Source organism: Bradyrhizobium altum, assembly GCF_020889705.1.
Lineage (GTDB): Bacteria > Pseudomonadota > Alphaproteobacteria > Rhizobiales > Xanthobacteraceae > Bradyrhizobium > Bradyrhizobium altum.
Map to the genome: position 1 here is coordinate 1 of NZ_JACMYP010000343.1, position 7,725 is coordinate 7,725.

At 57.4% G+C, this 7,725-nt stretch carries 8 protein-coding genes and 1 pseudogene; 3 read left to right on the forward strand and 6 right to left on the reverse strand.

Annotated elements, in window-relative coordinates:
* The 3 genes from H8B02_RS42680 to H8B02_RS42690 all read left to right on the forward strand — a co-directional run.
* Window positions 1-202: hypothetical protein (locus H8B02_RS42680; protein ID WP_229171723.1), on the forward strand; the 202-nt coding region annotated here is incomplete at its 5' end.
* A gap of 782 nt (window positions 203-984) precedes the next feature.
* A complete protein-coding gene (locus tag H8B02_RS42685) occupies window positions 985-1,179 on the forward strand; it encodes a hypothetical protein (protein ID WP_229171725.1) in 195 nt (64 codons plus the stop codon).
* Between the two features lie 653 nt (window positions 1,180-1,832).
* The gene (locus tag H8B02_RS42690; RefSeq protein WP_229171726.1) at window positions 1,833-2,090 is read left to right on the forward strand and encodes a hypothetical protein; all 258 of its coding nucleotides are present in this window, start codon (window positions 1,833-1,835) and stop codon (window positions 2,088-2,090) included.
* A 1,643-nt stretch (window positions 2,091-3,733) separates the two neighbouring features.
* Here the strand turns inward: H8B02_RS42690 and H8B02_RS42695 are convergent.
* From H8B02_RS42695 to H8B02_RS42720, 6 genes and pseudogenes are all read right to left on the reverse strand, one after another.
* Window positions 3,734-4,057 (reverse strand): helix-turn-helix domain-containing protein, encoded by a 324-nt coding sequence (locus H8B02_RS42695; RefSeq protein ID WP_229171728.1) that lies wholly within the window; start codon window positions 4,055-4,057, stop codon window positions 3,734-3,736.
* Entirely contained in the window at window positions 4,023-4,400 is a 378-nt protein-coding gene (locus H8B02_RS42700) for a type II toxin-antitoxin system RelE/ParE family toxin (RefSeq protein ID WP_229171730.1), read from the reverse strand. The genes H8B02_RS42695 and H8B02_RS42700 overlap by 35 nt, the downstream gene beginning before the upstream one ends.
* A 157-nt stretch (window positions 4,401-4,557) precedes the next feature.
* On the reverse strand, window positions 4,558-4,767 hold the full coding sequence (locus H8B02_RS42705; protein ID WP_229171732.1) for a hypothetical protein: 210 nt from the start codon (window positions 4,765-4,767) through the stop codon (window positions 4,558-4,560).
* Window positions 4,768-5,005: 238 nt separating this feature from the next.
* Window positions 5,006-5,284: a hypothetical protein gene (locus tag H8B02_RS42710; RefSeq protein ID WP_229171733.1), complete on the reverse strand. Its 279-nt coding sequence runs from the start codon at window positions 5,282-5,284 to the stop codon at window positions 5,006-5,008.
* 723 nt (window positions 5,285-6,007) lie between these two features.
* Entirely contained in the window at window positions 6,008-6,361 is a 354-nt protein-coding gene (locus tag H8B02_RS42715) for a cupin domain-containing protein (RefSeq protein WP_229171734.1), read from the reverse strand.
* A gap of 906 nt (window positions 6,362-7,267) precedes the next feature.
* Window positions 7,268-7,725: pseudogene (locus tag H8B02_RS42720) on the reverse strand (MFS transporter); the annotation flags it as partial.

Consider the following 7,725-nt stretch of genomic DNA (forward strand, 5'->3'; position numbering starts at 1 on the left):
GCTTTTTTTGCATATGCCCTTGCTGGCCCAGGGAGCATCAGATGGCGCACCACGCGCGCTCGCGCGCCGCAACAGTCCCCTGATGCCAGCAAGCTTAGGAGGTGGTCCGACCGTCTTAAAAATTGCGATGCCCGTGGCAGTCGGCAAAATTGGGCAGATATGCGCGGATTTTCGGCTAGCTGGAATAATGCTCGTCAACTGACCGACTTTTGCCATTCGGCGGCTGACGAATTCGAAAATTTCACTTTGCCTTGATGCAAAAGCGCTGGACCGGACTGATTGCCAGCTCGCGCTCTGTTTTTAGCATTTCTTTTGCTCTTCCAGTGGCCGCAATACTCATCGGCGTGTCAAGTCGCCCGCGGTAGCAGAGCAAACCCCGCCAATTCAATGTCGGTGAGGCAGACTTCTGCGGCAGCGCCCCGTGGTTTTACGGGGTGCGATTTGTGAACCATTTCACAGATGCAGGGCGCGATGACTGCTAGATCGTAACGCGCTGGGGGATTTCAGGGGCCCAGTGACAGGGCGCCGCCGGGACACAATATTTCGAGCCCGACGGCGTAGCTTTTTTATGGGCATTGAAAACGGCCTCGGAAGCGCAAAGGATGGTCCTTAGACTGGCGATCGGACCTCTCAAATCCCTTGCGATCGTCGTTGCTCTTCCATTGGGGATCGGTTTAGCGGTTCAAGTCGCCGTGTTCGCGTTGTCCGACCGGGATGTTGGCGGCGCGTTCGGTTCGGGTCTGGCCAGGATTGTTGCTGGCATATTTGGTTTGGTCATCACCATCGTTTCTCAGGCGAATTGCCGATGTCGAGGATTGACTGGAGGGCCCGGATCACGCGCGTGTCACAAAGCCTTGGCAGAAAAGTGCCAATCTCGCCGAGCTGGAATTTCAGGATCCAGACTGGAATGCGTGGCGGGTGCCGCCGAGCGAATATACTCCGCTCGGCGGCGTTCAGCATCAATCTCCAATTGGAGGGAAACGCATGTTCGACGCCGAAACGACTGCGCTGCTAAGGGCAGTGCTAGACGAAGTTTGCGAGAATATTTCCGTCTTTGAAATCGGCGCCAGGACGCACGTCGCTTCCAAGATCCTCGAAGCCGCGGCCAACGGGCGACTCTCAATAGATGAATTAAAAGCAGCGGGTCACAGCGCGCTGAACGCGCCTCCGAGGCGCTGAGTTTCGTCCCGGTCGGCCATGTTACGCGGAGGTGTTGAGCTTCTCGGTGAGGGGCTGTTCGAGACGCCGCTAACTAGCACGCCTTTACCCGCCGTCAAACGCGCGTCTTCACGATGGGCCGTTCCGGTGGATGGCACGAAAGCTAGGGGGAGCCAGTCGTCGCGCTACAAACCTTGCATCTCAAACGGCGTCTCAAACGTCGGATCGGACATTTATTGCGATTGAACGGGCGACAAACTGAGGCGGTCGAAGACAAAAGCAGCGCCGCCCGTTTGAAACTCTTGCAGGCGCGACCTTCCGGCCGAGAGGGTACTAACAAGATCCCGAATATTGATCCATCTCGTCGTTGCGAGAAAAGATTCAGCCTTCAGACAGTATACGCTTGGAACGAAATGGAGCACCGGCTATCGATTCAAAGCTCCCGGTCCTAAGCCCCCAAGCCCGCCGGAAGTAGCGGCCCTCGGCGCCATGAACCTCCGGCGCCGGGGGTCGTTGGTTGAGGAATCCTACATGGCGTCAGCCGTCTCTGCCGGTATTCATCATCGGCACCACTTAGTCGCGACGTGCCGGCAGGTGGGGGCTTTAGGCCGGGCGAAGTCAGCCTTTCGTTTATGTGTGCTGCAGTTTCAGCCTATCGCGCTAGGCGAATAAGATTGTCGCGCTCCGCACCTGGTGCGATGCCACGAGCTTCTGATCCGCAGGCGCTCGGCCGTTTTTCCGAGCCGCTGGTCGAGGAGATAAAACTTTCTTGGTGGTTTGTCTGGGCGTCCGCAGCGCAGGTAAGGTCGAAGAAAATCAAAACCAAGGATCGAAGCATTATTTCCTCCCTCAAAATCGCTGATCAAAATTCATTTTGTCCATCGCGAAATGCGATGTGTCAGCCAACCGCGTCTCCAGAGCCAGCGCAATGATCGGCTTGACCGACGGGTGAAAATTGAGGCGTTCATTGCCCGCTAGGCCTCCTGGGATTGCGACACGGTCCTGGAGGCAGGGCGCAGAATTTACATCATCATAGCTCTCACCTTTTCCTTCCATCCCGCCGACTCAAAGAAGCGCGCCTTTTGAAGAGACGCCTCGAGGATTTGCTTTTCAGATAAGTGAGAAGCGGCCTTCCAATCGCTTCCAAATACGTAAACCGCATTGTCACGACGAATGCTGTCCCGCACAACTAACCCTTGGCGCGCAATTCATATGCGATGTAATCGCCAAAGCCATTCACCCCGACGTATATGGTGGTTGGTCCAAATAAAACCGGCGTGTCTAGGGTACTTTAGATTTCAGAAGATCAATCCGCGTCGATCTGAGCCACGCTCGGGGACGAGGTAGGTGGGATTCTTGGAGCTATTCACCAACACTTTCGGACATGTCGCACGCGCCGATCGGTCGGCAGGTATGAAGCACCTCAACCTTGTCGTCTTGGCAGTTTGGGCAGGGGTCGTTCATTGGGGGTGTGGAGACTGCCGCTGAGCGTTGGACGAGACTGGCCGGGTCGCGCTCAGCGCGCTCTCGGAGTTGCGTGATAGCGCGTTCGCGGTCGCTCTCATCATCCGAAATCAGGAGCGGGTAAACTGTCATATACATATCGAGCGGGACAATCACCTCGCCGAGATCGGGCACGTCCACGATCGCAGGGGCCGTTAGTCCAGCCAGGGGAGGGACGCCGATCATGCGACCGTGAAATCTTACGAACCGTTCGGGAGCTCGACGCACCGGATTGGCGTAGATTGGGTTGCGTGACACAGAGATTGGGCGATGCATTGTCGACCTAGCGTAGATCGCCGGGACGTATCTCGGGTGAGCGTATTGCTGCCTGGGTACATAAACCCGCGCCGTCGGCGCCCGATAGCCTGGTGCGGAGCGCATGACAGGAGTGGCTCGAAATGTTGCGGCGGATCTTGCGCCACCACCATAGGAATGACCGCCGCCGCCGGCTCTCGCTAAACATGGCGATGAGGCTACCAACGCCACGGACAGCACCGCAGCAAGAACCAAGAACTTTTTCATATTGATCGCCCTAAAAACAACTTTTCTCAAAGAGCGACAGTCTTCAGCAACCTGCGCTGAGTTCAAGAGGTTATTTGGTCTTCACCGCAAGCCCGATCTCGACCAGCCGGCGGATAGCCTCAGGTCGGCCAGGCAGATCCTCCTGATGCCGTCGCCAATTATCAACATCTCGCGGGCATATGAATCATTAGCCGGTAACGGGCTCGCTTTGTACGGGAGGACGCCCCCGCTTCGATTCCTGTCATTTATGCTTGATGGCACGTCATAAAGAGACAAGCCGAGCAAGTGCTGGAACACCCGCTCGGCTCTAGCCCAAGCCAAGGAGTGAGCATGGCCCAAGCAATCTAATACAAAACCGGCTTCTTCGCTCTTCCGCGATCCCGCGCCGCGTTCAAGGCGCTGAGGACGATGGGCTGACCGGTGAGCTGGTCGAAACCGACCGGCCGGCCCGGCTGGACGGTGGCGCCGCCGCGTCCTTCCGCCTCCTCGAGACGGCGTAACGGAGGGCGCGATGATGCTAAGGGCCGCTCGATGGCGGCCCTTTTGTACGTTACGAAAATTCGAATTCAAGTTTTGCCTTGGTCCTAGGCTTGGCGTCTGAAACCACGATACGCACGTTCTCTCCCAGCGCGTTGAGTAGATTAAATAGACGCTCATAGGAGAATCCGTCGAAGTTCCCACGCATCAGTCGAGAGACATCGGGCTGCGCAATCCCGATCGTCTTCGCGGCTTGTGATTGTGTGAGTCCTTTTGATCGAATGATCGCGGCAATGCCGAGGACAAGGTCGGCCTTGGCAAGATGCATCTCTGCATCCGGCACGCCAATATCGGCGAAAACATTACCGCTGCCTTTTGTGCTTCTTGCTTTGCTCATTTTCCTTCTCCGCGTGTAACTCAATTGCCGCGTTCAACCGGGTGCGTATCAAGTCCTTGTCGTTCTGGGATGTCGTTTTCCCTTTAGTGGATTTCTTCTGAAAGGCGTGGAGTACGTATATGGCGCCTTTCAGCTGAACCGTGTAGACAGCCCGGAACGTATCTCCGTCAAAACTAGACTTGATTTGAAGGACGCTAGCTCCGCCAAAACCTTTCAGCGGCTTTACATTCTCTCCTTTTTCGCCCTTCTGGGCGGCGCGGAGCGCAAAACCGATCTCCTTCTTGCACGGAAGGGGAAAAGCGGAAAGATCTTCAAGCGATGAGCCGACGAACTCGAGAGGCACATCCTCCTTGCGCTCAGATGACTTTATAGCAGATTTACTATTGGCTATGTCAACGAAAATCTTGTGGTCTGGTTCCAGGAAATCGGGCGGCGAATCTGGTTGTTCTGCGGGTCAGATACAATCTCAACGGGGGGGGCGGCCGCAAGTGGGACTACACCTACACCTTCAGCCCGATCTCGACCGGCCGGCGGATGGCCTCGGGCCGGCCCGGCAGATCGGCTTGATTGCGGCGCCAGTCGTCGAGCCTGCCCCAGCCCCGCAGGGTGCCAAAGCAGCCGGCGATAGGGTGGGAATCGCCCTCAGCCAATGGCTGCATGTGAATGGATATTGACGCGACAATTGCAGAGCCCCTGCGATCCGTGTTCAACCGGCCACGTGGGTGCCCCAGCCGATCGCAACGCTTCGAGACCAAGTCCTCAAATCGGAATTCCCGGGCTTTGTAACCCGTCTTCGGGCCGTGCCCAAGTTCTGCCTGCCGACAGAAATGTGGTCGCCCGCCGGCTACCGCCTGCGCCTCTAGCGCGGAGACCGCGTCCTGCTGATCACCAAGGACGGCACGACTGGATGAAGCGCTTCCCTTGGATCGTTGAGGCCGCACTGTCCGACTATGAGCAAGGCGAGATCGGGCCAGACTTCCGCACGCAGGAGCCGGTTTTGCGAGTCTCTGCTGGCTCGTTCGTCAGCACCTTCGCTAGAATCTCAGCCTGTTCTTTGGTGAGATTCTCGGCAAAGGGGCCATCTTTCTTTATCTGAGCTGGCCCTTTGAGTTCGCTGTCGTAGACCATCCAGCCGATGCTTCCTTGCCGAACGAGAAAACGGCTTCGCATCAGGCGTGCATTAATTTCCATGTAACCACCACGTGTGGACGCCAACTGGACGGCCAAACGCGTTCCTGGGCGCATTGTGCCACGCGAGGAATTAGACAGTTGTCAAGTTGAGGTAGCTCGGGAAGACCACGATTACGGGCCGGCAATCCTTGCTGCCACATGGAACGGTGAATGGTACGGTGGAACCTTCGGGGGGCGTCCCGATCGATACTAGGAATTCGAGCCCGGAAGAATTTCAGGAGAGTCATTATGCGAAGTGTATTGGCTGCCGGATTGGTTGGATTCTTCTTATTAACGACGTTTGGCCGGAAGCGCCTGTGCCCAGAGCGCAAAGGCGAAGCCAAAAGAAACTCAGGCGACCGGGCAAATGATATGCACATCGTCTGGAGGATGTAGGCCGGTCAAACCGGGCTGTCGCCTTGAGGCGGTCCGAACAGGGAATACCGGCATTACGTCTAACGTGGAAGTTTGCAAATAGGGGGGCGGCCCCCAGCTCAGCCTCGCTGGGCAGTTTCTTTCTGAACGGGAACGGCAGACGCGGATTCCGGTTACCGGGAGGTCCAAGTGTTGCCCTGCCCAATAGCACTTGGACGATCCACTTGGAATGTCGGCCTCAGCGTCCCCCCGGGCGCTCGGACCGTTTCTTTTAGGAACGAAGCGCGAGCACTCGCATTGGTCGCCCTGTTCGGTGCCGCAACGCTACCGGCACTGCGACGCCCAGCTACACACTGGCCCCAGCATGTGCCCGCTCGCTGGGGCCGTCTCTTTTCTTCAGCGCATCTATTTCACGGGCTCCATCATGGGTTTGCCTTTGTCGACGATACGAACCGTCAACATCTTCAGGGTTTTGTCGCCGGCCACCTTGACTCCACCATGGGGAACGTCGCGAATGTTGATCGTCGCTGCTCCCGTAGGAAATGGCACCTCTTTGCCCTCAGGTAGTGCCAACGTTGCACCCTCCAGAACATAAACGGCTTCCTCGCCATGGTGCGTGTGGCGAATGAGATTGTTTCCAGGCTGTACGTCGACGACGCTGACTACAATCTCCATATTCGTGCCGGTCAAATCGGCGCGCTTTAACTCGGTGCGGTTGGTTTGAGCATCGGCTGCGCAGGTAAAGGCGAAATAAATCAAAGCGAGATATCGAAGCTATCTCCTTTAAAAATAGATGAATGAATTCGGCAGGTTGTTTGCCATCGCATACGGATGGGAATAGGTATTCGACCGCAACTCCGGGGCGAGTGTAACAATGGGGTTAGACACGCGGGAGGCCCGCGCCAACGCAAGTAAGGCCGGCAATCAGCAACGCGCCCGCGCACGTCTCCAAGACGATCGAGCGATGCTGACTTGCGTACAGGGCGAGCACAGATCCCATGATTGTGCTCACGATACCGAATTCCACGATCATTGATTCAATCACTGAGCTTTGAAATGGCTTTGTCGAATTGAAATGAAATATCTCTGATACTACACGATGCCACGTCGGCGTGGTCGACACTGCTCTGCTTAACGTTAAGCCCCACTCCGTGGATTTACGGATGCGGGCGCCGTTAGTTCATCATCCGGTTTCGGCCTCTTGCATTTTAGGATGGGCGCGCCAACGCCGCCGCATCGGCAAGCGTGATTGCCGGTCCAAAGCGACGGTCGTGTGCCGCAGAACGGGCTCTATCGCCTGCGTTCAGGATGTTTGTCGACGGACCTCTTCGCTGCGGAAATCACTTCCAGCGTGCTCTGATAGGTCTCGTCCTGACGGTTTGACCCCCAAGGGGTTATCTCGCCAGGAAACCGCCGCCAGGCTGTTCGATGACCACTAATCGGTGCGCCGAATATTTGAGTTCGTCTGCCACATCCGCGGTTCCGACCCTCTTTCCAGACAAAACAGCTGCAAGGTCCTGGCGTTCCAATAGAGGAATGGCGACTTGACCAGTATCACGGCTCCCCTGGCCACCAGGTCGACTGAGGGTTCGGGCGAACACCCCGTCCGCAGTTTCCGTAGGAAGGCTCCCGAATTAATGTCACTCGCCAAAGCGATTGACCGGTTCATGTAGAAATCTCTCTGTCCGGCTTGAGGGCGATCAATGCCAAGAGGGCAGCCAAGCTCAGAGCCGATGTGACCGCAAGCGTATAGCCGCCGAGCGTCGAATCAGGAATCCGAATATAAGGGGCGCGAGGGCTTGAGACAGCCGCGACGGCGCGCCGAGCAGTCCCAGGCGGTAGCCGTAATCCTTCGGACCGAATATCGCCAGCGGCAGCGTGCCGCGCGCGATCGTCAGGATTCCATTCCCCGCGCCGTGCAACAGCGCGAACACCCCCGCGAAGCCGCCGCCGAACAGGCCGATGACGCAGGCCCCCAACGGGTGCGTGATGCAGGCCAGGCGCGCGGACCAGAGCGGATGGAAACGCTTCAGCAGGCTCGCTTCGACAATGCGCGCCGCCACCTGCGCCGGACCGATCAGTGCGCCCGCCGCGATCGCCTGCGCCTGCGTCGCACCGAGCGA

Excerpts from the sequence above, each read along its gene's own strand:
- H8B02_RS42685 (WP_229171725.1), top strand. The coding sequence starts at position 985 with ATGTTCGACGCCGAAACGACTGCGCTGCTAAGGGCAGTGCTAGACGAA.
- H8B02_RS42695 (WP_229171728.1), bottom strand. The coding sequence starts at position 4,057 with ATGAGCAAAGCAAGAAGCACAAAAGGCAGCGGTAATGTTTTCGCCGAT.